We start from the raw sequence: 24,698 nt of genomic DNA, 5'->3' as shown, positions 1-24,698 counted from the left end.
GGATGTCCCGACCGCCGCTGACCACCGCGCTGCTCGCCGTTCCGGGCGGCGCGGTGGTGGCTGCGTCGACGGCGATCCTGATCGTGCTGCAGGCGTACGTCGTACCGGTCGTCAGCGACCCCAGCATCGACGGAGGCGTGGGAAATCCGGCCATCGCAGTCATCGCTCTTCTCGTGGGCTCCTTCCTGGGAGCAGGTTTCGGAGCGATCATCGGCTGCATCGTCGCGGGAGGATTGGTGCTCGGCTGGGCGACGGGTGTTCCCGATCGGATCGGGGTGCCGCTGACTTCGATCGTCGGCGTCGCCGCCACGGTCGGTCTGATGACGACGTGGTTGACAGACGACGTTCGTACCGTCCTCCTCGCGCTCAGCGGCTCCCCGCGCGTGGTCGGCGGGGTGGCCCTGCTCGCGTGGCTGGGCCGACGCGAAGTGGTTCGGGGGCGCCGCTTCTTCGAGAAGTGATCTATTCTCATCACATGAACTGTTGGTCTGCTTCCCGGTTCGCTGCCGTGGCTCCCCCCGATGCAGATGGAGTGAGTCACCGATGACACAGCGCCTCGCTCTGTCGGGCGCTCGCCCCATCCCGGGCTTCACCCCCTTTCTCGCGGTCCCCGGTGGCGCGGTGCTGGGCGCGATCATCGGTATCGAGTTCGGGGTCGCCAGCGTCTTCTCGTCACCGTCCCTCCTGCTCTCCTCACCCGAGGGCTTCGTCGCTCTCGGCACGATCATCGGCGGGGCGGCGGGAGCGGCCATAGGGCTGGTCGTCGGCAGTCTCGTCGCCGTGGTCACGGCCCTGATGCTCCTCGTGCGCGCGCGGATCATGGTGACCGCCATCGTGGGTGGGCTTGTCACCACCACCTCCACCCTGGTCGTCTTCGTCGGATCGGGGGTCGACCTGCTCGAGGCCTCCCCCTTGGGGATCTGGGCGGGAGCAGGAGCGGCGGGGGGCCTCGTCCTCATCCTCTGGTTCATGCCGGCGAAGGTCTCGGCGCTCGACGCCGCGTCGCGGCGGGCGGGCAACTCGTAACACGGGCGACATACGCGGGCGGGTAGCGTCTGGGTATGGACGGCGGGATGGGCGACGCGGCTCTCGAGGAGCGGGTGCGGGCGATCCTCGAGGGCGCCGTGCGGAAGCTCCGGGCATCCGGCGCCCGCACCGAGGCGCTCGCCGAGTACCGGGCGCGGAAGCCGATCCTCGGCATCGCCCGGGGGCCCGTGATGGTCGCCAAGGGGCGGGTGTGGCGGCTCGGCGTGCTGCTGCTGGACGAGAGCGGCGGGCTCCATACGATCGGCACCGTCACGCGCGCCGTCGACCCCGGACGCGTCACGAACCAGTCCGAGCGCGCCGAGATCCGGCGCGATCACCGGCGCGCCGCCTTCCAGGCCAAGTTCGCCGAGGGCGACACCGTCAACTTCGACACGACCCCGGTCGCGACGGATGCGGCGAGCATCCGGAGCACGGACCCGACGAAGCCTGGCCCTGCCACGAACACACCCGCCGCCCACCTCCTCGCCCTCGCCGCCGACGGCACGGTGCTCGTGCGCTGGAACCTCCAGCCCGGCAGCACCGCCTTCGCCCCGCTCGAGTCCTACCTCGCCGAGCGCGCCGACCTGCTCACCGCCCCGCCCCCGTAGTCGACACCCACCCGAACCGAGGAGAAGCATGCAGCCCCGCCCCCGCCATTCACCCCGCGTTCACCCGTGCGCACCCGGCCGTGCGTACTCTCCAGCGACGACGACAGCCACAGCGACGCCGGCACCGACCGCCGTCACGCCGCAGCCCACAAGGGAAGGAGTCCCCGCATGATCGACGAGGTCGACCCCTTCATCGGCACCGATGTCACGGCCCTCCCGCCGCAGTCCGGCCTCGCCGCCACCTGGTGGTGGCCGAAGCCCCAGATCGGCAACACCCACCCCGGCGCCACCTACCCCCTCGGCATGGTCTCGGCCTGTTCCTACTCGGGCGCCTACCCCACCGGCTACGGCCGCTACGACCTCAGCCTCGAGGGCATCCCGAGCACCATCCACGACCGGCAGCTCGCGAGCGGCTTCACGCACTTCCAGCAATCGGGCACGGGAGCCATCCGCAAGTACTACAACTACTTCAGGGTCACCCCCATGATCGAGCCGCTCGACGTGCTCGGCCGCACCTGGGACCTCTCGGACGAGAGCGCCGAGCCCGGCTACTACGCCGCCACCCTCGACTCGGGCGTACGCGCCGAGATCACGGTGGGCCCGAAGAGCGCCGTGCACCGGTACACCTTCCCGAAGCACTCGAACGCCCGCATCGTGATCGACTTCTCGATGGGGGGCCTCGGCATCCCCTACGGCTCCACCATCCCGCTGCGGGCCCACCTCGAGACGGTCGAGCCCGGCGTGGCCCGCGGGGAGATCGTGGCGGAGGGCGCCCCGATCGCCGTGCACGTCGAGTGCGACACCCCACAGTGGCGGCAGATGCTGTGGTACGACCGGCGCCTCATGCCCGGCGGCACCCGGCTCGACTTCGACCACATCCGCCCCACCACCCTCCGCCCCTTCGGCCTCATGTGGGCGGGACCGAGCGAGGCCGGCCAGACCATCGAGCTCCGCATCGGCTTCTCACTGCGCGGGGCCCGGCAGGCCGAGCAGAACCTCCGTCAGGACTGCGGCCCCGGCCCCGCCCGCTTCGAGGCACGACGCCAGCGCACCCAGAAGACCTGGCGCAAGCAGCTCAAGACCATCGCCGTCGACACCCCGTCGCCCGAGCGCCGCACGGTGTTCCGCACGGCGCTCTACCACTCGCTCATCAAGCCGAGTTTCGCGGAGTCGGAGAGCCCGTTCTGGCCGAGCGAGGGCCCGTTCGCCTTCGACATCGCCACGATGTGGGACATCTACCGCACCCAGCTGCCGCTCCTCACGGCCGTGCAGCCCGAGAAGGCCGTCGAGCTCGCGAACGCGCTGCTGACCATCTGCGAGGAGGAGGGCAACTTCCCGATCGGCTACCGCCTCGCCCGCGGCGGCGATCGCTTCTCGCGGCAGGCGAGCGCCCTCGCCCACACGTTCCTCGCCGACCTCTGCCAGCTCGGCGTGGAGGGCATCGACTGGGACTGGGCGCTCGTGCACATGAGCGACGACCTCCGCCGCACCTACGGCGAGGAGTACCTGCTGCGCGGCGAGGCGCATCCGATCAGCCACACCCTCGACATCGCGTTCGGCTACTGGTGCACCGCCAAGGTCGCCCGCCACGTGGGCGACCGGGCGCTCGCCGCCCAGTTCGAGGAGCTCGCCGAGCGCTGGGTCAACGCCTACGACCCCGAGTCCGGCCTCCTCAAAGACAGCACGTACTACGAGGGCAGTCGCTACAACTACTCGTTCCGGCTGCAGCACGACATGGCCGGCCGCATCGCGGTGAGCGGCGGGCGTGAGCGCTTCGTCGCCCAGCTCGACGCCTTCTTCGGCTACGGGGCGGATGCCGTGGTGCAGCCGGGCAACAAGCCGCCCGCCGACGAGCTCGCGGCCGGCTACGCCCTCGGGCGCTTCGAGGGGCTCAACAACGAGCCCGACATGGAGGCGCCCTGGGCCTACCACTACGCCGGCCGCCCGGACCGCACGGCCGAGGTGGTGCACGACATCGTGCTGCAGCAGTTCGGCGTGGGCCGCGGCGGCCTGCCGGGCAACGACGACTCGGGCGGGCTGAGCTCCTGGTACGTCTGGGCCTCGCTCGGCCTCTTCCCCGTGGCCGGGCAGAGCATCGTGCTCGTCAACGCCCCCTCCTTCGCCGAGTCGCGCATCGCGGTCGCCGGCGGCGAGTTCCGGATGCGCACCCGCGGCTTCGTCGAACCGGTCGCGGGCGGCCCCGCGCAGTACGTGCAGGCTGCGTGGCTGAACGGCGAACCGCTCGAGCGCACCTGGATCCACGGCACCGAGCTGCACGCCGGAGGCGAGCTCGTGCTCGAGCTCGGTCCCCGGCCGAGCGCGTGGGGGACGGTCGAGGTGCCGCCCTCGAGCCGACCCACCGGTGCCACCCCGTTCCCGGCCGGCGACGAGATGCTCACGGCGCATCCGGAGGCCGCGGCCCCCGAGCCCGAGCTCGTCGACGAACAGGATGTCATCGTCACCGACGCGGCCTCGCCCACCACGGCCGTGCCCGATCCGGAGCCCGACGACCACCCCCGCACGCCTCCGAGCGAAGGAGACACCCTGTGAACTCGATCCGCAAGCGCCTCGTCATCATCAACCGCGCCGATCCCGTCATCTGCGGCCACTCCGTGGAGGGCCGCAACCTCGCCGAGACCGCCCTCGTGCGCGGCTTCGACGAGGTGCGCATCGTCACCTGGCCGCTCGAGCGCCTCGAGGCCGCGGGGCTCCCGCTGAAGCCCGCCGACTCGGTGCTGCCCTACAGCCCGGGCATCATCGTGGAGCGCCCGGCGCCCGTGGGTGACTACAAGGTGCCCGACGGCCGCTACGTCGCCGGCATCACGGGCCGGCTCGTGGAGCTCTTCACCGATGGCGTGCCCACCGTGGCCCTCTCGCTCTACCTCAGCCCGCACACCCTCGCGGTGTCCGACGCCGTGCGCGCCGCCCAGGGCACCGGACTGCCCGTGAACGTCACGACCATCGCCGAGGCCGTCGGCTCCGACGTCACCAACGTCGTGCGCACCGCCGTCGAGGAGGGCCGCCTGGGCGCCGCGGCCCACATCCTCTCGAGCTACCTCAGCCAGGACCACTGCGTGGCCGTCTCGGAGTACACCCGCGACCTCATCATCGAGGAGGCGCAGCGGGTCGACGACCAGCACGGCACGCGCTTCGCCGCGCAGTGCCGCGAGCGCATCCGCATCTCGTATCCCGCCATCGACGCGGCCCAGTACCTCGGGCTCGACGACACCGAGACGGAGCGCCTGCTCGCCGCGCGGGGGCTCGAGCGCGACGGCTATCTCCTCTTCCTCTCCCGGCTCACGGATGCGAAGGGGGTCGACGACCTCATCCACGGTTTCGAGCGCAGCCGAGTGGGGCGGGAGACGGAGCTGCCGCTGATGATCGCGGGCCGAGGCCCGCAGGCGGCTGCGCTGCAGGAGCTCGCCGCCGCGTCGCCGCTCGCGCACCGCATCCGCTTCCTCGACGACGTAGGCGACGCCGAGAAGCCCTTCCTCATGGCGGGCTGCGCCGCGTTCGTGCTGCTCTCGAAGCCGCGCCCCGAGTTCGTGGAGACCTTCGGCATCGCGCTCGCCGAGAAGATGCTCGCGGGGGGCGGGCCCGTCATCACGACGCTCACGGGCGGCATCGGCGAGGCCATCGGCGACCACGCGATCGTGGTGCCGGTGAACGACCCGGATGCCGTGGCGGCTGCGATCGACCGCGCGGTCCTCGAGACGTCGCCCGACGAGCGTGCTCGGTGGGCCGAGGAGGCCAGGGAGTACGCCCTGCAGTTCGACCGGCACGCGGTGTTCGACCGACTGTTCGAGCGCCTGCCGCGCGAGGTCGCCGCACGGGCCTGACACGGAGTGAGGTCGTGGCTACGCTGTCGGCATGGCATCCGATGACGTGACCACGGCCTCACCCGCCGACCGGCACCGCCTCGTGGCGGGCTCCTTCGAGGCCATCGCCGCCGGTGCGGATCCGTCCGGTTGGGACGCCCCCGCCCCGGTCGACGGCTGGGCCGCCCGTGACGTGGTCCGGCACCTCACCACGTGGTTCCCCGGTTTCCTGGCGGGCGGCAGCGACATCGTGCTGCTCGCCGGCCCGTCGGTCGACGACGACCCCGTCGAATCCTGGCGCGTGCACGCCGCCCAGGTGCAGGCTGTGCTCGACGATCCGCAGACCGCCGAGCGGATGTTCCGCAACCCGCACACGGGCGACCTCCCGCTGGCCGAGGCGATCGACCGCTTCTACACGGCCGACGTGTTCATGCACTCCTGGGACCTCGCCGCCGCGACCGGCCAGGCCCCGGAGCTCGATGAGGCCTACGCGGCTCAGCTGCTGGCCGGCATGGAGCCGATCGACGAGATGCTCCGAGCGTCGGGCCAGTACGGCGCGCGGATCGACGTGCCGGAGGACGCCACGACCGAGCAGCGCCTGGCCGGCTTCATCGGGCGCGACCCGTTCTGGACAGCGCCAGGCGGGGCATCCGCCTGAACCACGAGCGGAGACCGGCGACCGGCTCCCGCCTCAGTGCTCCTGCTGCACCACAGTGGTCTCGAGCGGGATCTCCTTCACGAAGCACAGCAGTACCGCGGCCACGAGCATGAGCGGCACGAGGTAGAGGTAGACCGGGCTGAGGGCGTTGGAGTAGGCCTCCACGATCATCGTGTGCACCTCGGGCGGCAGCGCGTTGATGGCTGCGGGCGTGAGCGCGTTGGTGTCGGTGGGCACCGCGCCGCCCGCACCCGCGGAGCCGCCGAGCGATCTCAGCTGATCGGTGAGCCGAGCCACGAAGAGCGAGCCCACGATGGCCGAGCCGAGCGAGGCCCCGATCTCGCGGAAGAAGTTGTTGCCCGCGGTCGCGGTGCCCACCATGCTGTGCGGCACCGAGTTCTGCACGATCAGCACGAGCACCTGCATCGCCAGTCCGATGCCGAGGCCGAGCACGGTGAGGTAGCCGAGGATGAGCCAGAGCGGCGTGTCGGCGCGCATCGTGGAGAAGAGCACGAGGGCACCTGCCACCACGATCGTCCCGGCGATCGGCATCCACTTGTAACGACCCGTCTTGGAGATCAGGAAGCCGCCGCCGATGCCGGTGATCATGAGGCCCGCGAGCATCGGGAGGAGCATGAAGCCGGACTCGGTGGCGTTCACGCTGTTGACGATCTGCAGGAACGTGGGCATGTAGCCGAGCGCACCGAACATCGAGATGCCGATGGCGAGGCCGCCGAGCGTGGTGAGTGTGAAGTTGCGGTTCTTGAACAACGACATCGGGATGACGGGCTCGGCGCTCCGGCGCTCGATCAGCACGAAGGCGACGGCGGCGATGACGGTCACGACGATGAGGCCGATGATGACGGGGGAGTTCCAGTCGTACTCCGTGCCGCCCCATGAGGCCGTGAGCACGAGACCTGACGCGGCGATCGCGAGGGTGACCATGCCGGCCACGTCGATCTTCGGCCGCACGAGGTTCTCGATCTTCGGGAGCTTGATGAAGACGACGGCGGCCACGATCGCGGCGATGCCGAGCGGCACGTTGATCCAGAACGCGAGGCGCCAGCTCAGCACATCGGTGAAGAGTCCGCCGAGCAGGGGACCGGCCACCGAGGCGAGCCCGAACACCACGCCCACGAAGCCCATGTACTTGCCGCGCTGGCGGGCGGGGATGACGTCGGCGATGATCGCCTGAGACAGGATCATGAGCCCGCCGCCGCCGAGGCCCTGCACGGCCCGCCCGGCGATGAGCCACTCCATCGAGGTCGCGAAACCACCGACGACCGAGCCGAACACGAAGATCGACAGGGCGATGACGAACAGCGACTTGCGGCCGATCAGGTCGCCGACCTTGCCGTAGACCGGCATCACGACGGTCGAGGCCAGGATGTAGGCGGTCGCCACCCAGAGCATGTGGTTGACGCCGTCGAGCTCGCCCACGATGGTCGGGAGCGCGGTGCCGAGGATGGTCTGGTCGAGGGCCGCGAGCAGCATCGCCACGAGCAGGGCGCCGAAGATCAGGTTGACCTGTTTCGCGCCGAGCCCCGGCGGGTTCGCAGATGCAGGAGCAGTGCCTGGCACGGCCGGGGTGGAGCCGGTGGGCGTGCCGGCCTTGGGGGTGGTGGACATGGTGGTTCCTCGCGGGTCGGGGGAGAAGGGGTGGGGGAGGGTGGTGCGGGCGATCAGCGGGCGGCCGCGGCGAACAGCGACTGCCGGGCTCCGCTGATGTGATGGGCGATGGGATGCGTGGTGTCGGCGTCGAGACTCCAGTTGCGGAGGGCGAGTCTCAGCACGGCCCCCACGAGGAAGACGACGGCCCAGGCGCGGTTCTCGCGCTCGGCCTCCGCGACGGAGCCCTCGTCGGTCAGGAGGCGGGCCACCTGCCTGGCCAGGTTCTCCTCGATGTCGCCGAGGGTGCGGAAGCTCCGCGCGAGCAGGTCCGGATTCTCGAGCAGGATGGCGCGCTTGCGCTCCTCGAGGTCGGGCCGGCCGAGATCGAAGGCGTCGAACTCGGCGAGCACGGCGTCGAGCACCGCGTCGACGATCGGCACACCGGGGGTGTGCTCGAGGTCGTGCAGGTCGGGTGGTGGGAAGGCGCGGGAGTTGCCGAGGACCGCGTCCTCCTTGCCCGCGTAGTAGTTGAAGAAGGTGCGGCTCGTCACCTCGGCACGAGCGCTGATGGCCTCGACGGTGACCTCGGAGAGGCTCGACTCCGAGACGAGCTCGACCGCGGCGACCTCGATCGCGCGGGCCGTCTCGCGCTTCTTGCGCTCTCGCAGGCCCGGCTGGTCTCGGGCGGCGGTCTCGGTCATGCCGCAATTGTTTCACGTCGAGAAACTTTTCTCAATGTGAAAGTTTCGAGTCTCTCATCGAGATGGGGCGGCACCGGGTTCGTCGAGAGGCAGGAGACCGGTCGTGGTGCCGGCGATCGTGGCGAGCTGCTCGATCCACTCGCGGTTCAGCGACGGCTCGCGGCCGCCGATGAAGTGGAACTCCAGGGGGATGGCCGGGTCGAGCCAGAGCGAGATCCGCCCGCCGCCGTTCTCGCGGTGGAGCTCCCAGCTGAGGGTGAACGACTCGCGGCGACGGAACTTCGTGACGATCACCACGCGCAGGTGCGCGAGCATCCGATCGTCGAACTCCCACTCCGACCTGTGCGGTCCGTAGACGAGCCTTCCCACCCTTGCCCTCCTTCGAGCCACGTCCGCCGCAGGTGAGGCGGGCGTACTTCGGATCGTAGCGGCTGGGGTGGCCCGGTTCGACCTGCCGCGAGGGGGAGACGGAGGCCGCGGGTGATTATCCTGGTGATGGAGGAGGTCGCGATGGCACGGCGCAGAGGGCGTGGTCCGCGGTGGCTGGCGACCGGTCGAGCCGTCGAGCCGCCGGAGCCGCTGCCCGAGCACGAGGTCGAGGCGGCCATCGCCGACGGCGTGCTGATCGCCCGCTTCTCGGCGGCGCTGACGCTCAAGAACCGCCTGATCGTGGCGTCCATCCGCGACGAGGTGCCGTTCAGCACCGAGCACGCCGCGGAGCTCGCCCGCGAGGTGCTCGAATCGATCGCGGCCGAGCAGGACGAGAACGCCCTGCACGCCGTCGACGTGATCGGCTTCGCGGAGTCGGATTCCGGCGCCGCCCGGCACGAGCACGACTACAAGCTGCGCGACCTGGAGCTGCTGAACGCCCGCCGCCGGGTCTACCGGGAGGTGGCCGACCGACTGAGGCTCGACGCCGACGACCCGGAGTACGTCGCCGATCTCGTGGAGCAGGCCCGGGTGAAGGCGTGGGACGACCTGAGCCGGGAGATCGAGTCACGACTCGACGACGCCAGGGTGTCGGCGGCGCTCGTGGTCGACGACGAGTACCTGCGCGATCGCGACGAGCGGATGCGGCGCCTCCGCGAATTCGACCTGTGGCACCTGGCCGATCAGAACTACGGCCGCCGCACGGCGCGACGCTGAATGCTTCTCCTCTCGGTGATCGGCCGGTGCGGGAGTAGATTCGGTCTCGGAGGACGACCGTGGCCGACGAGATCAGCATGGCTTTCCAGGCCTTCGACGCAGACCTGCGACCGGGGCCGGACGACGTCGCCCCGGTGCGGGCCCTCCGCGACGAGGTCGCGCTCCGGCTCGAGGCCGATCCGTCCGTGCTCCGGGTGGTCGAGGGCGGCTCCTGGCTGAACGGCACGGCCGTGCGCGACCGCAGCCGGCTCGACCTGTTCGTGGTCGTGGGCTCGCGGGCCCGGCCCCCCGCACGCCTGGCCGGCTCGCTCGTGCCGCTGCTGCCCGCCGACCTCCTGCTCGATCCGCAGACCGACGGATCGCTCGTGCTCGAGCGGCTGGGCACCCCGGGCCTGCGACTGATCCCGGCTCTCGAGTCGGAGCATCCGGACGACGCGGGGGTGACGGCAGGCTCCGGCGAGCTGCGGGTTCCGGATGCATCGGGCCGCTGGGTGCGCCACCGCCCGGTCGCACGATCGGTGCTGCTGTCGAGACTCGACGGCGACGGCGACGGCGATGGCGATGCTCATGCCGGTGGCGGGGCCGGGGGCGGCGGTGTGCGCGGCCTGATCCGGCTGCTGCTGGCGTGGAAGCACCGCCAGGCCGTCCCGATCTCCTCCTACTACCTCGAGACCCTCGCTCTGCGACAGGCGCTGCAGCAGCACTCGTTCAGCGTGCTCTGGGACGCCTGCTGGGTCTGGGAGCGGCTCCGGCTCGACGGCCTCACGCGCGTGCCGGACCCCACCTCGCCCGATGGCAGGCAGGGCGTGCGGGCCACGGCCACCCTGGCCGGGGCGGTGGCGGCGCAGTATCCGGTGGAGCGGGCCGCCACGAGCTCGCGCGCCGCCGTGAACGCGTACCTCGACGGCGACCTCGAGACGTCGGGGGCCTACCTGCGGATGGTGTTCGGGTCCGACTTCCCGGGGTTCTAGTCCCGGCCCTCGGCGCGGGCCGCGTAGCCGTCGGCGGCCGCGGCCACACGGTGGTTGTAGTCGATCGAGGAATTGTAGGAGGAGACGGCCGCGATCCAGTCGGCGGCGTCTCGGAGGTCGCCGCCCGACGCGCAGAGGTAGCGAGCGGCCGTGAGCACGGCGTCGTCGATCCGGTGCACGTCGGCGCGGCCGTCGCCGTCGCCGTCGGCGGCGAACTGCCCCCACGTCGCGGGGATGAACTGCATCGGGCCCACGGCGCGGTCCCACACCGTGTCGCCGTCGAGCAGCCCACCGTCGGTGTCGGCGATCGCCTCGACTCCCGCTCCATCGAGCGGGATGCCGACGATCGCGGGGGAGACCAGGCCGTCGGGTGCGATCGTGCCGCCGTGGATCGATCCGTGCTCGGACTCGACCCAGCCGATCGCGGCGAGGGTGTTCCAGCCCAGGCCGCAGGTCGGCTGCTCGGCTCGCAGCCGCAGCTCGGCACCGGCGTAGGCGAGCAGCGCGCGGAGCGGGATGCCTGTGGCTGCGGCCGTGCGATCGGCCCACGAGGCGTCAGGCAGGGTCGAGATGTCGGCCACCACCGCCTCGGAGCCGTCGTGCGCCGCCGGGGTCTCGGTGGGCACGACCGCCGCCGCCGGGGCCGTCGCAGTGCTGTCGCCGGACGTCGCATCCGGCCGCTCGCCGGTGCTCAGACCCACCACGAGCCACCCCGCCAGCGCGGCGGCCGCGAGCACCCCGGCGATCGCCAGCACGGCGCCCACCACCCGAGTTCTCGTCGATCCGCTCACCGTCGGCCCAGCCTACGCGTGCGAGGCAGGTGTGCGGCGCGGATACTGCGCCCACTGCTTATAGCTCGTCCGACACGCGGAACGCAATCCCCTGACGAAAGAGATCTGTTTCGCTAGTCTAACTAATAGTCAGTTGATCGAGGCGGAGGAGCTCCCATGGCACTGGTCACCAGCATCACGTCGGTCCGTGAGGAGTCGGTCTCCGGGGAGAAGGTCTCCGGCGAGTCCATCTCCTGGAACTCCCCCGAGTCGAAGCTGTGGGTGGGAACCCGCTCCGGCGAGTACGCCGGCATGATCGAGTACACCGCCGGCCACTTCGTGGCGACGGGGCCATTCGGAGAGCGCTTCGGCAGCTACAGCGACGTCGCCCAGGCGATGGCCGCCGTCGACGACCGGGCCAGCGGGCTGCGGTTGCGCGACGGCCTGCTCTCGAACGTGGCGCTCGTCTCGGCCGTGGTCGCGATCTCGGTCGCGGGCATGAGCCTCACGATGATCGCGGCCTGAGCTCCGACTTCTTCTCCCGAGGCCGCCGCGCGTAGTCGCGCGCACGATCGCTCGAGAGGGCGATGAGGATCAGGATGTCGAGCGACAGGCTGATCAGGTTGGTGCCGAGCGTGATGGCCTGATGCCCCTCGATGTGGTCGATGGCCGCCGCGACGATGCCGATCACGCTGAACGCGAGCACAGCGATGCGCGCGGCATTGCTCCCGAACAGCACGAGGAGCCCGAGCAGCAGCTCGATCAGTGCGAAGACCGCGGTGCCGATCACGATCGCCCACACGGCGACGTCGCGGAAGTCGAGCGTCTTCGGCAGATCGGCATCGGTGTCGAGGAGGATGGAGTCGCGCACCCCCTGCCAGTCGAAGAGCACGAGCAGGATGATGACGACCGGTGTGATGGCGCTCAGCATCACGACCACGGCGCCGAACAGCGTGGGGGCGGGTCGCCGCACCACCTTGTCGGGCGCCGGGCTCGTGGCGGTCGCGCTGTGCGGCGTGGGCACGGGAGCCTCCGCCTCGTCGACCCCGAGCGCCGTGGGGGTGACCGCGAGCAGGTCGATCACGGGCAGATCGCCGTCGGTCACGATCGCGTCGCCGCCGCCGTTCCTCGAGTGGTAGCCGGTGGCGAAGTCCTCGAGCACGCTCACCCGCACCGCCGCATCCGCCGTCTGCAGGGTCTCGACGATGTGGTCGCGCTCCACATCGGTGTTCTCGTCGATCTTGTGGGTGACCTGCAGGGTGAAGAGCGAGAAGCCGACCGCGCGGTCGTAGGTGCCGGCGGCGAGCCAGTCGGTGGCGTGGCCGCCCGGCAGCAGCCAGCCCTCCGGGCAGCGCCAGAACCGCACGTGGTGGCGCTTGGCCGGATTGCCCTTGACCTCCTGCTGGTAGGCGAAGTCCTGGTTGCGGCCGAAGAGCATGAGGGGGCTCACGGGCGCCTCGTGGTAGCTGCGGCGCAGCACCGTCGACGCCACGATCCTGAGCGCGCTGCGGAACGTCAGGTCGTCGGCGCGGGTCCAGCCGGCGGCGGCCATCGCGGTGTGCACCTGCTCCTCGCCGCCGAGGAGGCCGAGGTTGACCGGATCGCCGAGGAGACCGTCGCTCGTGCGGGTGCGGCCGATGAAGTAGTTCGGCACGTAGATGTTGGTGAGGATGCGGTGCAGGCGCGGGAGTGCGATGTAGGCCACCAGGATCCAGAACACGAGGTAGAACCACAGCTGCGCCCAGCCCGAGGAGAACCCCTCGCTGAGCACGAGGTAGGCGAGCCACACGGCGGCGCCGCCGGCCACCACGAAGAACAGGTTGTCGAACAGCGCGTTCATCGAGAAGCGTCGGGGCCTGGCGGGGCGGGGGCGGCGGGCCATGGGTCCACGATAGCGGCGGGGAGGGCGTGGCCGGGGTGTGCCTGCGCTCCGACTCGGCGGGTCAGGCCGCGGTGGGCCTCGCGATCGCCACGCGGGTCACGCAGGGGAGCGGGATGAGCTCCCGGCCGGCGAGATCCGGATGCGCGCGGAGGCGGGCCCGACCTCGACCCCGTGCCAGGCCTGATATTCTGCGGATCTGTCGTCGACCGCGAAGGGTGGCCGTGAAGGGTCCGATCGAGAGCACGCCGCCCGGGCGGGTGCGTCGCTGGGGTGCCGCCCTGGCCGCCGTCGTGCTCGTCGCCGGGGTCGTGACCACGGCGTCGGTGGCGTCCGCCGCCACGACGGTCTCGGGCGCGGGGTCCGTGCTCTCCTCATCGGTGCCTGAGCCGAAGCACTCGGGCGTCGCGCAGTCCGGACCGATCGGAGGCTCTCCCGTGCCGACACGTCTGCCCGGTGCCGATTCGAGCGGTGAAGGTGCGCCCGAGTCGGGCGGCGTCCCCGCGCCCGAGTCGGCGCCTGCAACCGCCCCTGCTCCTGGCGTTGTCGATGGGGCCGCGCAGTCCGCGCTTCCCGGATGGCTGCACACCGACGGCGGCTCGATCGTCACGGCCGACGGTTCGCCCTACGTCATCAAGGCGGTCTCCTGGTTCGGGCTCGAGACGGGCAACTGCGCACCGCACGGGCTGTGGTCGATCAGTCTCGATGCGGGGCTCGCGCAGATCGCGGGCTGGGGATTCAACACGGTCCGGCTGCCCTACTCCAACGAGTGCCTGGCGTCGCCCGCGAGCTCGTCGGTCAACGCCTACGCCAATCCCACCCTCGCCTCGCTCACGCCGCTGCAGCTCATGGATGCGTTCGTCCAGCGCGCGAAGGCGTACGGGCTGAACGTCATCCTCGACCGGCACCGGCCGGGTTCCGAGGCGCAGTCCGAGCTGTGGTACACCGAGCGCTTCCCCGAGTCGACCTGGATCTCGGACTGGCAGATGCTCGCGCAGCGCTATGCGGGGGAGCCGTCGGTCATCGGGTTCGACCTGCACAACGAGCCCCACGGCAGCTCCTGCTGGGGCTGCGGCGATCCGGCGGTCGACTGGCAGGCCGCGGCCACGCGTGCCGGTGATGCTGTGCTCGCGGTCAACCCCGAGCTGCTCATCATCGTCGAGGGCGTCGAGAAGCAGAACGACGGCAGCTTCACCTGGTGGGGCGGCGGGCTCGCCGACGCGGGTTCCGATCCCGTGACGCTCTCGGTGGCCGACCGCGTGGTGTACTCGCCGCACGACTACCCGGAGTCGATCTACCCGCAGGAGTGGTTCACGAGCCCCGACTACCCGGCCAACCTGCCGGCGTTCTGGGACTCGCAGTGGGGCTACCTCGCCAAGGAGGGCATCGCGCCCGTGCTGCTGGGAGAGTTCGGCTCGAAGCTGCAGACGGATGGCGATCGGGCCTGGTTCGAGAACATCGTGGCTTATCTCGCCGGCTCCGGCATGAGCTTCTCCTACTGGTCGTTCAACCCCAACAGCGGCGACACCGGCGGGCTCGTGCACGACGATTGGACGACCCCGCAGGCCGAGAAGATCGCCGCGCTCTCGCCCCTCATCGGGAGCGGCACGGAGGTGGCCGCGCCTCCGCCTGCGCCTGCCACCTCGTCACCGCTGCCCACGTCGTCGCCCGTGCCGGCCACGGGTGCTCCTTCGACGCCCGGCGGTTCTCCGGGCTCGCCAGGCTCACCGTGGCTGAGGCCCACGGAGCGGATCGGGGGCACCGCCGGACCAGGAGCTCCCGGGCCGCGCGCTCCCGGCACCGGGCCGTCGACCGGCACGGCGCACCCGGGTACACCTGGCGGCGCCGGAGCCGGAGCCGGCTCCGCGTCGCTCTCGGCGGCGTGGGCGCTGCAGAGCGAGTGGGAGAGCGGCTACGTCACCGAGATCTCGGTCACGAACACGGGTGCTTCGTCGAGCTGGAGCATCTCATGGCCGGATGCCGGTGCGACGTCGATCGTGAGCGCCTGGGGCATGGACTGCTCGGTCGCATCCGGAGTCGTCACCTGCCGGGGTGCCCAGTGGGCGGCTCTCGTGGCGCCCGGTCAGACCGTCACGGCGGGCGTGCAGGTGGCCTCCACGGCCTCGCCCGGCACTCCGGACTTCACCCTCACGGCTCGCTGACCGAGGCCGTGGCAGCGTGCGCCCGCACGTGCGGGCCGTCGATGGTCAGCGGGCCAGCGTGCGGGCGACGAGCATCACGAGGCGGTGGCGGGCGAAGCGGGCGAGGGTGGTCTCGCCGCGGCAGAAGCGCACGAACCAGCGCGCACCCTGGCGCGTGCGCAGCACGGTGTGCACGAGGCCGGGTCGGCGCTCGAACGTGCGGAGGAGCTCGGCCCCGGTGCGCTGTTCGGCGCCGAGCTCGGTCTCGACTCGTCGCACGTAGCGGTCGAGGTCTTCGTCGGCGGTGTCGGCTGCTGCGGCTGCGGCGGCGGCCTCGCCCGCCCAGGTGCCGGAGCGGAGAGCGAACGAGATGCCCTCACGGGTCCACGGCTCGAGGAGTCCGGCGGCGTCGCCGGCCACGATCACGGCGCCGCGCCGAAGCGGAGAGCCCGTGGTGCGCCACTGGGTGAGGTGGCCGGAGGAGTGCAGCGTGGGCGAGGTCGCCTCGTCGAGCCCCAGGTGCTGCCGCCAGTCGGCGAGGTAGCGGCGCGTCGCATCCGGTGCACCCTTCTGCTGGATCACCCCCACCGTCAGGGAGTCGCGCTTCGGGAACACCCACGCGTAGCTCCCGGGCGATCCGCCCCAGTCGAGGTGCACGACGTCGCGCCAGCGAGAGTCGTCGGCGGGCATCGTCACCTCGTCCTCGAGCCCGAGGTCGACGCCGCCGGCCTCCACGCCGACGTGCCGCCCCACGCGCCCGCCGGTGCCGTCGGCGCCCACCACCACCCGCGCGTGCACGGTTCCGGCGGTGGTGCGCACCTGTGTCGTCGTCGCTTCTTGCCCATCACTCGCGTCGGCGGGGTAGCGCCAACTGCGCGAACGCACGGTGGGAACAGCGGTTGGCGCTGCCCGGGTGCTGTCGTCGGCCGGGGGGATGACCTCGCGCACGGCCACGCCGTCGGCGAAGCGGGCGCCCGCATCCTGAGCTGCCGTCGCGAGCGCGGCGTCGAACTCTGAGCGGCGCACGAGGGCGAGATGCGAATCGCGGGTCGTGAGCCGGAAGCGGCGGCCGAAGCGATGGCTCACCACGGTGTCGCGCACGCGTGACTCGATGGTGCGGCGGGCGCTCTCGGGGATGAGCGCGAGCGACTCGCCGAGCAGCCCGCCGCCGCAGGTCTTGTAGCGGGGAAACGTCGCGCGGTCCAGCAGCAGTACGGAGGCCCCGGCGAGGGCGGCGGCGCGGGCGGCGCTCGAGCCGGCGGGCCCGGCGCCCACCACCACGACGTCCCACGTGGTCCCGTCGAGCCCGCTGGTCATCGCACCAGGCTACTGCGCGCCGCCGGTCCGTCCATCCGTCCGGCCTTGGGGCCGGAGCGTCGGCGCCGTGGCGGGCGACGTGAGTTGTGCAGGGGCCGCGAGCCGCGCGGGCTGCCACGGGTGTGCGGGATGCCGCGGGGTGTGTGAGGCGCCGCGGGTCGTGCAGGATGCCGAAAGGCGCTCGCCGGCCCGCACTACGCGGACAACGCCAAATCTGCGCCGAGCCGGTGTCCTCCGGGGCTCGCTCGACGGCAGGCGTGGCGAAGTCCGCAAGAGGCGTGCAGGGGGACGCCGGAGGAGGTGTGCGGGGAGCATCCGGCCGGATGGGCTAGCGTCGCTGGCATGACGACGATGGCCGACATCGCTCCCGAGAGCGTGCTGCTCGCGGGCGCGGGTCGCGCCATCCTGCTGCAGATCGCGCACCCGTCCATCGGCTACGGCGTCGCGCGGCACAGCGACTTCGCTAGTCGTCCGATGGACCGCCTCAACGGCACCCTCACCTACATCTACGCCCTCACCTCCGGCACCGAAGAGGACAAGCGGGCCGTCCGCCGGGCGGTCAACCGTGCCCACCGCCCGGTGCGCAACGTGCCCGGCGCCTCCGCACCCAACCCGCCGGACAGCGCCCCGGTCACCGCTCCGCCCGCCGCTGAACCCGCCGCTTCGCTCGACCCCGCGTACGACGCGCGCGATCCGCACCTTCAGCTGTGGGTGGCGGCGACGCTCTACGACACCGCGATCACCGTCTTCGAGCTGGTGCACGGGCCGCTCGACGAAGCGTCCGCCGACCACGTCTACCGCGAGTACGCCCTCCTCGGCACCGCTCTGCAGATGCCCGAGGAGCTGTGGCCCGCAGATCGCGCCGCATTCCGGAGGTACTTCGAGCGCACCGTGCAGGAGCTGAGCGTCGACGACACCGTGCGCGGAGTCGCCGTGGCGCTGCTCCGGGCGGAGAAGGGGCCGCTGCCGCTCCGGGTGGGAATGCCGATCGCGCGGTTCGTGACGGTCGCGCTGCTGCCCGAGCCTGTGCGCTCAGCATTCGGCTACGCCTGGAGCGGCCGGCGCGAACGCCGCTTCCGTCGCCTGCTGCGAGTGGCGGGCCCGCTCTACCGCGCGCTTCCCGAGCGCCTCCGCCGGGCGCCCCAGCGCCACTACCTCGCCCGCCTCCACGCGGCCTCCGCTGCGGCCCCCGCCCCCGCTTGACACAAGATGTGCCAAGTCGCGCCGCTTTCGCGCACCTTCTGTCAAGTCGGCGTTCGCGTGAGGGGTTGCCGGTCGACGCGCGCGGTGACTTGACACAAGATGTGTCAAGTGGGGCGTTTTGGGCGCATCTTCTGTCAAGTCGATGACACGTGACACGCGACACGCGGTCAACGCTCGCGGCAGGTGGGCGGCGCGGACCGCTAGGCGTGGGCGGCTCGGGCGCTCCAGCGGCCATGGCGGTGCTCGATCGAGATGGGGTGGGCGAAGCAAGCGCTCACCGCGTCGGTGGTGAGCACGTCGGTGGCCGCCCCCACCGCCGTGATGCGGCCGTCGGCGATGAGGGCCGCGTGCGAGGTCGAGCGCGGGAGCTCCTCGAGGTGGTGGGTGACGTGCACGGTCGCCAGCTCCGGATGAGCGAGCCGCACCTGGTCGAGCGTGTCGAGCAGCTGCTCGCGAGCGGCGACGTCGAGGCCGGTCGAGGGCTCGTCGAGGAGGACGAGCCGCGGATCGGTCACGAGCGCCCGTGCGATCAGCGTGCGCCCGCGCTCGCCCTGCGACAGGGTGGTCCAGCGCTCCGATGCCTTCGCACCGAGCCCCAGCAGATCGAGCAGCTCGTCGGCACGCGCGAGCGACGCGGCGTCCGCTTCCCACCGCTGCACGAGCTCGACCGAGCCGGTCAGCCCGGTGAGCACCACCTCGCGGATCGTCAGCGACGACGTGAGCGGATGCCTCGGATTCACATGCCCGATCGACCGGCGCAGTCTCTGCAGCTCGACCCGCCCGATCCGCTCGCCGAGCACGTGCACCTCCCCGCTCGTGGGGTGCTGCACGGCCCCGCACAGGCTCAGCACGGTGCTCTTGCCCGCTCCGTTCGGTCCGATCAGCGCCCAGTGCTCGCCCGGCAGCACCCTCAGGTCGACGTCGTCGAGGATGACGCGGCCGGCGCGCACGAAGCGCACCGCCCGCAGTTCGAGCACGGGAGAGGCGGATGCTGGCATCCCTCCATTCTGGCCGCCCCGGATGGACGACCACGCCGACCGTCTGTGCGGGATCGACGGCCGGGCGGAGGTGCGGGGGATCGGGAACCGGACCCTCGCTCGGCAGTGCGTCGCCTCGGGGTCACCGTCCGTTCATCTCGTGTGCGGGCAGAGGACACCGGCTGCCGGGAGGGTTCGGGCATGAGTGCCCGAGTGGGACTCGGAGTCGTCGTCTCCGGGATGCTGGCCCTCGCCGCCTGGCTGCTGATCGGGATGGCGTCGGCGGATGCCGGCGTGCCCGCCGAGGCCTCGGTGCTGGCGAGCGCGGCGGCAGGAGAGAGCACAGGCGCGGATGGGCGCGCAACACCGATGGGGAACGCCGGCGGCGGAGTGGGCGCCGGTGCAGGCACGGGATCGAACGGTGCCGGTGACCTCGAAGAGTCCGGCAACACGGGTACGAGCGCAGGCACAGGCGGTTCGTCGGCGGCCGCGACCGGGACAGGTGGCCCCGTTCCGCATGGCCAGCGCATCGCCGACCTCGTCGACCCCGCATGGGCCGAGTCGACGGCGGTCGCCACCGGCATCCCGCTCCGAGCCCTCGCCGGCTACGCCGGTGCCTCCCTCGCTCTCGCCGCCGACGACCCCGGCTGCGGCCTCGGCTGGAACACGCTCGCCGCCCTCGGCGCCGTCGAGTCCGGCCACGGAACCCACGGCGGCTCCACGATCACCACCGACGGCTCGACCGTCCCGCCCATCCTCGGTCCCTCCCTCGACGGCGCCGTCTACGACCGCATCGACGACACCGACGGAGGCCGCCTCGACGGTGACCCCACCGGCGACCGCGCCGCGGGCCCCCTGCAGTTCATCCCCGGAACCTGGGCCGAGTGGGGAGTCGACGGCGACGGCGACGGCCTCGCCGATCCCCAGCGCATCGACGACGCCGCCCTCGCCGCCGGCCGCTACCTCTGCCACTACGGCGACCTCGCCGACCCCACCACGTGGCGCACCGCCGTCTTCGCCTACAACCACGTCGAGACCTACGTCGACCTCATCGCCGCCACCGCCAACGACTACGCCGCACGTGCCTCCGCGGCGGCCCCGGCGACCCCGGCGGCCCCGGCGACCGCGACGACCCCGAGCGGCGCCGATGACTGACACCGGACTCATCTCGCAGCGCTACCGCCTCCTCGAGCTCCTCGGCACCGGCGGCTCCGCCTCGGTCTTCAGCGCCCTCGACACGGAGACGGGTGGAGCGGTGGCCCTGAAGATCCTGCACCCCCACCTCTCCCGATCCGACGCCGCACGCACCGCCTTCTTCCGCGAAGCGCGCGCCGCCGAACCGCTGCGGCACCCCAACATCGTGCGGGTGCTCGGGATGGGCGTGCACGAGACCGGGGGAGACCCGCAGGCCTGGATCGCACTCGAGCACGCACCCGGCACGACCCTCGCCGAGGAGGTGGAGCGCGACGGACCACTCACTCTGACCGACGCCCTCGCTCTCGCCGACGGGGTGCTCTCAGCCCTCGACCATGCGCACGCCGCCGGCCTCGTGCACCGCGACGTCTCGCCCTCGAACATCATCATCGCCCGTGACCGCCGCGGCGCGCTCCGCCCGTCGGGGGTGCGCCTCGTCGACTTCGGGCTCGCGGATGCCGCGGGCCGCCCCGCCGTGGGCCGCGACCTCCTGCGCACCCCCGACCCCGCCCCTGAAGCCGCCGCGGCCCCTCGGGCCGCTCCCGCTCCCGCCGGCTCCTCGACGCCGGATGCCGCCACCACTCCACCGTCGGATGCCACCCCCGGCGTGCTCGGCAACGTCAACTACCTCTCGCCCGAGCAGGCGCGCGGCGACCCCGTCGACGCCCGCGGCGACCTGTACCAGCTCGGCGCGGTCCTCCACCTCGCCGTCGTGGGCACACCGCCGTTCGTGCGGGCCGACGCACGATCCACGATGCTCGCGCACCTGCAGGCCCCGCCACCCGTCATCTCCGTCGTGCGGCCCGGCACGCCCCGGGCCGTCGACCGCCTCGTGGTGCGGGCACTGCTGAAGGATCCCGCGACCCGCTTCCCGACCGCCGCCGCGATGCAGGTGGCGGTGCGAGCCGCCCGCCAGCACCTCCCGGGAGCGCGCCGGCCCGAGCACGCCGCATCCACCACCGGCCCGTCGACCTCGGCGGGCGGCGACGAGGCCGCCGCCACCGCCACCCCCACCGCCAGCTCGGCCCCGGCCGCGACCGCGATCCTCCCGACGGCGCCGAGCGACGCCATGCGCACCTCGACGCTGGGCTCGCTCGACCGCCGCCCCCGCCCCGGATCCTTCGCACCGACCACCGCTCGCCGAGCCGGAGCCGCGGCCGCGGCCACCCCTCCCCATCGACGCCCCGGTGCCCCGCACCCCGCACCGGGAGTCCGCCCCGCCGCCCCGAACGCGCCCACGGACACGGGCTCCCGCTCCGGATCCTGGCCGCCGGCCCCGCAGAAGCCACCGGCCCCGCAGAACGCCGCCTCCCGCCCCGCCTTCGTCCTGGGCCTCGTCGCCCTGCTCCTGGTGGCGGTCGTCGTGGTCGCGTGGTCGCTCGCGGCCGTCGGCGGCGCCCCGGTTCCACTCGCTGCGGGTGCTCAGCCCGACACCTCGGCCGAGCCCGCCGGGACCGGCTCGAACCCTCCGAGCGCCCCCGCCTCCGCACCCACAGCTGCAGCCGTCGCCGCCGAGACGATCCCCGTCCCGGCGCTGGCCGACGGCACCCTCGCCGACGCCCGCACCACTCTCGCCTCCCTCGGCCTCACCCTGGGCGCCGTCACCGCCGAGCGCGCTCCCCGCCAGCTCGACACGGTCCTCAGGGTCGTCCCGGCCGTCGGCACCCCGGTCGCCCCGGGCAGCATCGTCGACCTGGTCGTCGCCTCGGGCTCGAACCTCGTGCCCCGAGCGCTCGGCACCCACCAGGTCGAGGCCATCTCGAGCATCCGCGCCGCCGGCTTCGACGTGACCACGACCACGAGAGAAGACGACGGGCCCCCCGGCACCGTGCTCGCCACCGTGCCGGCCGAGGGCACCGAGGCCCAGGTGGGAACCACGGTGACGGTCGTGCTCGCGGTACCCCGCCCGGCTGCTCAGCCGACCGTGACGCCGACCCCGGAGCCCACTCCAGGGCCCCCCGTACCCACCCCCACCGGCACTACACCCCCCAATGGGGGATAGGCCTAAAGCAACCTGAGTACTTTCTCCACATCTCGTCCATCCTGACTTCAGACCGACGCCGTCGCTCGTTCACCTGCGCGGCCCACGATCAGGGCCATGGCCGGTGAATCGTGAAGCAGGATGACGTCTTCCAGACGATCGACGACGTCTTCCTCGAGAACGAGCGGACAGACATCCTCACCGCCGTCGATGCTGCGGGCGTCACTGACGCGAGCAACGGCGGGGGTGACGGCGTCCCTGGTGCGGGTGGCGCCGGGGGGTCGAACGGCGGGACGCCTGGCGACGGGGGCAGCGGATCGCCCGTGCGGCGATCGCTCGCGTCGCGCCGTTCGACCTCCGACACCGTCTTCCGCACGATCGCCTTCACGGCGGGTGCGACGACGGTCGGCATCATGCTCGCGGTGGGTCTGTTCCTCTCGATCCGCGCAGGCTCCGCCCTCGAGGTCGCCGGCATCGGCTTCCTGTTCACCGAGGAGTGGTCGCCCGAGACGCAGCAGTTCGGCATCGCCGCGGTGCTCTTCGGCACGGTCACGATCGCCGTCATCGCGCTCATCGTGGGCTTCCCGCTCGCCCTCGGCACAGCCCTCCTCCTCTCCGAGGTCGTGCGCGGAGGACTCCGCTCGTTCCTGGTGTCCCTGGTCGACCTGATGGCCGCCGTGCCGAGCATCGTGTTCGGCCTCTGGGGCGTGTTCTTCCTGCAAGCGAACATCATCCCGGTCGCCGAGTGGATCTCGCACTACTTCGCCTGGATCCCCGTCTTCGCGGTCACGGGGGAGGACGGCGCCACCCTCACCGAGGCGAGCGCCTTCACCTCGTCGGCCTTCATCGCGGGCATCGTGGTGGGCCTCATGGTGGTGCCCACGCAGGCCTCGGTCATGCGAGAGGCCTTCTCGCAGGCGCCGGTGGGCGAGCGCGAGGGCGCCTTCGCCCTCGGCGCGACCCGCTGGGGCATGATCGCCACAGTCGTGCTGCCCTTCGGCCGCGGCGGCATCATCGGCGGCACGATGCTCGGCCTCGGGCGGGCGCTCGGCGAGACCATCGCGGTCTACATGATCATCTCGCCGATCTTCGTCATCAACTGGGAGGTGCTGAAGACCGGCACCAACTCCGTCTCGGCCCTCATCGCGCTCCGCTACGGCGAGGCGAGCGAGTTCGGCCTGTCGGCACTCATGGCCGCCGGCCTCGTGCTGTTCCTGATCACCCTCGTGGTGAACTTCACGGCGTCGTCGATCGTCGCCCGGTCGCGCTCGGGCGCAGAGAGCCTCTGATCCATGTCGACGACCTTCCCCACCCGCCCCGATGCGCCCGAAGCGGATGCCCACACCGACTTCCTCGACGCGGTCGACTTCGAGCCCCCCACCCGCATCCCCTCGCCCGAGGGCGTCGAGATCGGCCCCCGCCGCACGCTCCGCACGGCGACCCTCGACGAGCGCTTCAACGTGGTCGGCGCCCTCGCCGGCGGTCTCGCCCTCGCGACCCTGCTGTTCGGCTGGATCGGCCCGCTCTCGGGCATCGTCGGCTGGTTCGTGGTGGCCTTCCTCGCGTTCGTCGGCCTGTACGTGCTGCTCGTGTCGCTCCGCTCGGACTGGCAGGAGGTCAAGGATCGCGTCGCCACCGTGCTCATGGTCAGCGCCGGCGTGCTCCTGTTCGGCGCCCTGGTGTTCATCGTGGTCTACACGATCGCGCGCGGCTCCGAGGCGCTGCCCTTCCTCAACTTCTTCACCGAGACCATGGAGCTCACGGGCCCGCTCGACCCGCTCTCCTCGGGCGGCATCCTGCACGCCATCGTCGGCACGCTCATCCAGATCTCCATCGCGCTGGCCATCACGGTGCCGCTCGGCATCACCACGGCGGTCTTCCTCAACGAGATCGGCGGGCGGTTCGCGCGCTTCGTGCGCACGATCGCGGATGCCATGACCGCCCTGCCCTCGATCGTCGCGGGGCTCTTCGTCTACGCCGCCATCATCCAGCTCGTCACCCACCAGCGCTCGGGGTTCGCCGCGGCCATGGCGATCACCGTCATGATGCTGCCGATCGTCATCCGGGCCTCGGATGTCGTGCTCCGGCTCGTGCCCGGCAACCTGCGCGAGGCGTCGTACGCGCTCGGCACGAGCCGCTGGCGCACCGTCTGGCACGTGGTGCTGCCGACGGCGCGCTCCGGCCTCGTGACCGCGGTGATCCTCGGCACTGCCCGCGGCATCGGCGAGACCTCGCCCGTGCTGCTCACGTCGGGCATCACGGCGGTGATGAACGTCAACCCGTTCTCGGGGCCGATGATCTCGCTCCCGCTGCAGGTGTTCGACTTCGTGCGCTCGCCCGAGCCCACCATGATCGCGCGCGGTTTCGGCACGGCGGCCGTGCTCATCCTGCTCGTGCTCGGCCTCTTCATCATCGCCCGCATGATCGGCGGAAAGGGCCCCGGCCAGCTCTCCGACCGCCAGCGCCGCGCGGCGAAGGTCGACTCGATCCGCGACCTGCAGCGCATCACGATGCTCGACGACCGCATCGCCCGCGGCGAGTACCCGCCGCGCGTGCTGCCGACCGTGCAGACCGAGCCCGCCACCGCATCCACCGCATCCGCCCCACCCGCCGCATCCGCCCCACCCGCAGCCCCCTCCGCCCCGCCCACGGCGCCCCCCACCGCCGACCCCTCCTGACCCGCCGCACGACCGATCC

The 24,698-nt window shown here is 71.9% G+C and carries 22 protein-coding genes; 15 read left to right on the top strand and 7 right to left on the bottom strand.

The features are described 5' to 3' along the window. Window positions 1-2 precede the first annotated feature (2 nt). From N1028_RS11240 to N1028_RS11215, 6 genes are all read left to right on the top strand, one after another. The gene (locus tag N1028_RS11240; protein ID WP_259528801.1) at window positions 3-461 is read left to right on the top strand and encodes a hypothetical protein; all 459 of its coding nucleotides are present in this window, start codon (window positions 3-5) and stop codon (window positions 459-461) included. 82 nt (window positions 462-543) lie between these two features. Beyond that, a complete protein-coding gene (locus N1028_RS11235; RefSeq protein ID WP_259528798.1) occupies window positions 544-1,026 on the top strand; it encodes a hypothetical protein in 483 nt (160 codons plus the stop codon). Between the two features lie 35 nt (window positions 1,027-1,061). Beyond that, window positions 1,062-1,634, top strand: a complete 573-nt coding sequence (locus N1028_RS11230; protein WP_259528796.1) for a hypothetical protein — start codon at window positions 1,062-1,064, stop codon at window positions 1,632-1,634. Between the two features lie 168 nt (window positions 1,635-1,802). After that, a complete protein-coding gene (locus N1028_RS11225) occupies window positions 1,803-4,184 on the top strand; it encodes a glycoside hydrolase domain-containing protein (protein WP_259528793.1) in 2,382 nt (793 codons plus the stop codon). Next, a complete protein-coding gene (locus N1028_RS11220) occupies window positions 4,181-5,473 on the top strand; it encodes a glycosyltransferase family 4 protein (protein ID WP_259528780.1) in 1,293 nt (430 codons plus the stop codon). Before N1028_RS11225 ends, N1028_RS11220 begins: the two co-directional genes overlap by 4 nt. 31 nt (window positions 5,474-5,504) lie before the next feature. Then, window positions 5,505-6,110, top strand: coding sequence for a TIGR03086 family metal-binding protein (locus tag N1028_RS11215; protein WP_259528778.1), 606 nt, complete (start codon window positions 5,505-5,507; stop codon window positions 6,108-6,110). Between the two features lie 33 nt (window positions 6,111-6,143). Here the strand turns inward: N1028_RS11215 and N1028_RS11210 are convergent, their stop codons facing one another. Genes N1028_RS11210 through N1028_RS11200 form a run of 3 tightly spaced genes read right to left on the bottom strand, consistent with a single transcriptional unit; the run spans window position 6,144 to window position 8,791 of the window. Continuing rightward, entirely contained in the window at window positions 6,144-7,739 is a 1,596-nt protein-coding gene (locus N1028_RS11210) for an MDR family MFS transporter (protein ID WP_259528776.1), read from the bottom strand. Between the two features lie 53 nt (window positions 7,740-7,792). After that, complete coding sequence (locus N1028_RS11205) at window positions 7,793-8,422, bottom strand: TetR/AcrR family transcriptional regulator (protein WP_259528773.1); 630 nt, start codon at window positions 8,420-8,422, stop codon at window positions 7,793-7,795. Window positions 8,423-8,476: 54 nt separating this feature from the next. Next, a complete protein-coding gene (locus N1028_RS11200) occupies window positions 8,477-8,791 on the bottom strand; it encodes a DUF7882 family protein (RefSeq protein ID WP_259528770.1) in 315 nt (104 codons plus the stop codon). 141 nt (window positions 8,792-8,932) lie between these two features. Between N1028_RS11200 and N1028_RS11195 the strand changes: the two genes are divergently transcribed. Beyond that, window positions 8,933-9,568, top strand: coding sequence for a hypothetical protein (locus N1028_RS11195; RefSeq protein WP_259528767.1), 636 nt, complete (start codon window positions 8,933-8,935; stop codon window positions 9,566-9,568). Window positions 9,569-9,645: 77 nt separating this feature from the next. Further along, the gene (locus N1028_RS11190) at window positions 9,646-10,539 is read left to right on the top strand and encodes a nucleotidyltransferase family protein (protein WP_259528765.1); all 894 of its coding nucleotides are present in this window, start codon (window positions 9,646-9,648) and stop codon (window positions 10,537-10,539) included. Here N1028_RS11190 and N1028_RS11185 read toward each other — a convergent pair. Then, window positions 10,536-11,330 (bottom strand): lytic transglycosylase domain-containing protein, encoded by a 795-nt coding sequence (locus tag N1028_RS11185; RefSeq protein ID WP_259528763.1) that lies wholly within the window; start codon window positions 11,328-11,330, stop codon window positions 10,536-10,538. The genes N1028_RS11190 and N1028_RS11185 overlap by 4 nt on opposite strands. A gap of 156 nt (window positions 11,331-11,486) precedes the next feature. Between N1028_RS11185 and N1028_RS11180 the strand changes: the two genes are divergently transcribed. Further along, window positions 11,487-11,834 carry a hypothetical protein gene (locus tag N1028_RS11180; protein ID WP_259528761.1) on the top strand — a complete coding sequence of 116 codons (348 nt, stop codon included), beginning with the start codon at window positions 11,487-11,489 and terminating at the stop codon, window positions 11,832-11,834. Here N1028_RS11180 and N1028_RS11175 read toward each other — a convergent pair. Then, window positions 11,815-13,191 (bottom strand): LssY C-terminal domain-containing protein, encoded by a 1,377-nt coding sequence (locus tag N1028_RS11175; protein WP_259528760.1) that lies wholly within the window; start codon window positions 13,189-13,191, stop codon window positions 11,815-11,817. The genes N1028_RS11180 and N1028_RS11175 overlap by 20 nt on opposite strands. Window positions 13,192-13,412: 221 nt before the next feature. Between N1028_RS11175 and N1028_RS11170 the strand changes: the two genes are divergently transcribed. Beyond that, a complete protein-coding gene (locus tag N1028_RS11170; protein WP_259528759.1) occupies window positions 13,413-15,350 on the top strand; it encodes a cellulase family glycosylhydrolase in 1,938 nt (645 codons plus the stop codon). A 45-nt stretch (window positions 15,351-15,395) separates the two neighbouring features. Here N1028_RS11170 and N1028_RS11165 read toward each other — a convergent pair whose 3' ends face one another. Further along, the gene (locus N1028_RS11165) at window positions 15,396-16,646 is read right to left on the bottom strand and encodes a geranylgeranyl reductase family protein (RefSeq protein ID WP_259528757.1); all 1,251 of its coding nucleotides are present in this window, start codon (window positions 16,644-16,646) and stop codon (window positions 15,396-15,398) included. A gap of 342 nt (window positions 16,647-16,988) precedes the next feature. On the opposite strand from N1028_RS11165, the gene N1028_RS11160 reads away from it, so the two are divergent. Continuing rightward, complete coding sequence (locus N1028_RS11160; RefSeq protein ID WP_259528755.1) at window positions 16,989-17,849, top strand: oxygenase MpaB family protein; 861 nt, start codon at window positions 16,989-16,991, stop codon at window positions 17,847-17,849. Window positions 17,850-18,049: 200 nt separating this feature from the next. Here the strand turns inward: N1028_RS11160 and N1028_RS11155 are convergent, their stop codons facing one another. Continuing rightward, the gene (locus tag N1028_RS11155) at window positions 18,050-18,847 is read right to left on the bottom strand and encodes an ABC transporter ATP-binding protein (protein ID WP_259528752.1); all 798 of its coding nucleotides are present in this window, start codon (window positions 18,845-18,847) and stop codon (window positions 18,050-18,052) included. Between the two features lie 180 nt (window positions 18,848-19,027). Between N1028_RS11155 and N1028_RS11150 the strand changes: the two genes are divergently transcribed. From N1028_RS11150 to pstA, 4 genes are all read left to right on the top strand, one after another. After that, the gene (locus N1028_RS11150) at window positions 19,028-19,981 is read left to right on the top strand and encodes a lytic transglycosylase domain-containing protein (protein WP_259528745.1); all 954 of its coding nucleotides are present in this window, start codon (window positions 19,028-19,030) and stop codon (window positions 19,979-19,981) included. Next, entirely contained in the window at window positions 19,974-22,022 is a 2,049-nt protein-coding gene (locus tag N1028_RS11145) for a protein kinase domain-containing protein (protein ID WP_259528742.1), read from the top strand. Before N1028_RS11150 ends, N1028_RS11145 begins: the two co-directional genes overlap by 8 nt. A 110-nt stretch (window positions 22,023-22,132) precedes the next feature. Continuing rightward, window positions 22,133-23,290 carry a phosphate ABC transporter permease subunit PstC gene (gene pstC / locus N1028_RS11140; RefSeq protein WP_259528733.1) on the top strand — a complete coding sequence of 386 codons (1,158 nt, stop codon included), beginning with the start codon at window positions 22,133-22,135 and terminating at the stop codon, window positions 23,288-23,290. 3 nt (window positions 23,291-23,293) lie between these two features. Then, window positions 23,294-24,679: a phosphate ABC transporter permease PstA gene (gene pstA / locus N1028_RS11135; RefSeq protein WP_259528722.1), complete on the top strand. Its 1,386-nt coding sequence runs from the start codon at window positions 23,294-23,296 to the stop codon at window positions 24,677-24,679. Window positions 24,680-24,698 lie beyond the last annotated feature (19 nt).

Origin of the sequence: Herbiconiux oxytropis, assembly GCF_024979315.1 — a bacterium.
Classification (GTDB): domain Bacteria; phylum Actinomycetota; class Actinomycetes; order Actinomycetales; family Microbacteriaceae; genus Herbiconiux; species Herbiconiux oxytropis.
This window is presented reverse-complemented; position numbering and strand designations above follow the sequence as displayed.